Origin of the sequence: Chromobacterium sp. ASV23 (assembly GCF_016428945.1) — a bacterium.
GTDB classification, from domain to species: domain Bacteria; phylum Pseudomonadota; class Gammaproteobacteria; order Burkholderiales; family Chromobacteriaceae; genus Chromobacterium; species Chromobacterium sinusclupearum.
In genome coordinates this window covers 1-2,635 of sequence record NZ_JAELTR010000120.1, presented here as the reverse complement: position 1 = coordinate 2,635, position 2,635 = coordinate 1, and the positions used below count along the sequence as shown (strand labels likewise).

The window sequence follows — 2,635 nt, the reverse complement described above, 5'->3', positions numbered from 1 at the left end:
CCCCCCCCCCCCCCCCCCCCCCCCCCCCCCCCCCCCCCCCCCCCCCCCCCCCTTTTGAGTCTCGTGGGCTCGGAGATGTGTATAAGAGACAGGGTAGAAATACCTTTTTTCTTGGCCAGCCTGTTAAGGCTAGCCACCATTGCTTTGATCAAAAATTAACACCCAGAAAAGCTTCAATCTTAGTTACAGTCCAGTCCAACATTTCTTCGGTTAGAGCAGGCTGTACACCTATCCAGAAGGTGTTGTTCATCACAATGTCGGTATTAGTCAGATCGCCCACTACACGGTAGTTTCGTCCAGTCATGTAAGGCTGGCGGGTAAGATTGCCTGCAAACAGCAAACGGGTACCAATACGGTATTGATCAAGGTATTGTAACAACTCCACCCGCGAAACCGGCGCATCTTCACGCAAGGTGATTGGGAAGCCAAACCAGGAAGGGTCTGATTTCTCAGTAGCCTCAGGCAGGATGAGGAATTCTTCGCAACTACGCAGACGATCCATAAGGTAGGCAAAATTGTCTTTGCGCTTTTGCACAAACTCAGGAGCTTTGGCCAGTTGGGCCAAACCACACGCGGCCTGCATATCGGTGATCTTGAGGTTGTAGCCCAGATGGCTGTAGGTGTACTTGTGATCGTACCCCTCAGGCAGACTACCCAGCTTCTGGCAAAAGCGCTTGCCGCAAGTATTGTCGCGTCCTGGCGCACAATAGCAATCACGCCCCCAATCGCGGAAGCTTTCCGCGATTTTTTTCAACTCTTCATTATTTGTGAATACGGCCCCTCCCTCACCCATCGTAATGTGATGCGCTGGATAGAAGCTGACCGTACCTATATCACCAAATGTGCCTACCATCTTGCCATCATAGGTGGAACCAAGCGCGTCGCAGCAATCCTCAACCAACCACAAATTATGCTTCTGGCAGAGTGCGGTGATGACTTCCAAATTATATGGGTTGCCCAAGGTGTGGGCCAACATGATGGCTTTAGTCTTAGGACTAATGGCCGCCTCGATTTTACTGGCATCAATATTATATGTGCCCAGCTCCACATCCACGAATACTGGCACTGCGCCAAACTGGACGATCGGGTTAACGGTGGTAGGGAAGCCAGCCGCCACACCGATGACCTCATCCCCTGGACGAATAGCTCTCTCGCCAAGTCTGGGAGATGTGAGTGTGCTGAAGGCGACAAGGTTGGCCGAAGAGCCGGAATTGACAGTAATGAGATATTTGACGCCATAAAAATCGGCAAGCTTACGCTCGAACTCGTCATTGAATCGGCCGGTAGTCAACCAGCCATCCAACGAGGCCTCAACCATCAATTGCAACTCTTCAGCGCCGATGAGCTTACCAGATGGTGGTACAACGGTCTGACCAGGAACAAATTGCTTGGCAGCTAGCGCTTGCTCGGCATATTCTGCAACCAGTTGGCTGATTTTCTCACGAAGGATTTTGGTGTCAGTCATGTATTCAACTCTTAATACTTGATAGGGGTGTCTTGGTATTCACGGATTTGCCGCAGGCACAGCTGTCGCACATCATCGCCAGCCAGCCATGCCTTATGCCATGAAACGATCTTTTCTAGCGCGTACTCCAGTGACCAGCGAGGTGCCCAGCCAAGGCGATAACGCGCCTTAGAAATGTCTAGTTTGAGAAAGCCGGCTTCGTGCGGCTGAGCAGCAGCATCAAGCTCCCAGCTTGCGCCATCTGCCCATTTGGAGGTCATCGCCGACACAATCCACTCAACCGGCTTGGCATCTTCATCACGCGGACCAAAATTCCAGCCTTCAGCGTAGGCGACAGGATCATGCCATAGTTTTTCGGCCAACGTCAGATATCCCGACAGTGGCTCAAGAACATGCTGCCAAGGCCGCGTAGCAAGCGGGTTACGGATAACAACTGGCTGACCTTTCTCAAAAGCACGTAGTAAGTCAGGGACCAACCTATCTTCGGCCCAATCCCCGCCACCGATCACATTCCCGGCACGTGCTGTAGCAAGAGCAATATCTGCATCTTGCATATACGAACGGCGATAGGCGGAGCTGACCAGCTCGGCACACCCTTTGCTGCTGCTGTAAGGATCATGGCCCCCCATTGCTTCGTCTTCGCGATACCCCCATAGCCACTCACGGTTCTCATAGCACTTGTCCGTAGTGACATTGACAACCACTTTGGTAGAACCCACTTGCCTCACCGCCTCAAGCACATGCACGGTGCCCATCACGTTGGTAGCGTAGGTTTCAATGGGATGTTTGTAGGAATAGCGAACCAAGGGCTGTGCCGCCATATGGATGACGATTTCTGGTTGAAATTCCGCCACAACTTGCAAAACATGCGTGAAGTCGCGAATATCACAAATTTCAGATCGCATACCCTGCGCAACAGCGGCTGCGTCGAAGAGAGACGGCGAACTTGGTGGCGCTAATGCGAGGCCTTGCAGCTCCGCTCCTAGCGACTGCAGCCACAAAGCTGTCTCTTATACACATCTCCGAGCCCACGAGACTCAAAAGCGGGGGGGGGGGGGGGGGGGGGGGGGGGGGGGGGGGGGGGGGGGGGGGGGGGGGGGGGGGGGGGGGGGGGGGGGGGGGGGGGGGGGGGGGGGGGGGGGGGGGGGGGGGGGGGGGGGGGGGGGGGGG

General features: G+C 54.8%; 2 protein-coding genes. Both read right to left on the bottom strand.

The genetic code is table 11. The features are described 5' to 3' along the window. Positions 1-148: 148 nt before the first annotated feature. Positions 149-1,465, bottom strand: coding sequence for a lipopolysaccharide biosynthesis protein RfbH (gene rfbH / locus JHD59_RS21750; protein WP_199155801.1), 1,317 nt, complete (start codon positions 1,463-1,465; stop codon positions 149-151). A gap of 11 nt (positions 1,466-1,476) precedes the next feature. Then, positions 1,477-2,466 carry a CDP-glucose 4,6-dehydratase gene (rfbG, locus tag JHD59_RS21745; RefSeq protein WP_233164457.1) on the bottom strand — a complete coding sequence of 330 codons (990 nt, stop codon included), beginning with the start codon at positions 2,464-2,466 and terminating at the stop codon, positions 1,477-1,479. Positions 2,467-2,635 lie beyond the last annotated feature (169 nt).

What these genes read in the sequence shown, in the direction of transcription:
- rfbH (WP_199155801.1), bottom strand. Translation starts at nt 1,465, where the DNA reads ATGACTGACACCAAAATCCTTCGTGAGAAAATCAGCCAACTGGTTGCA.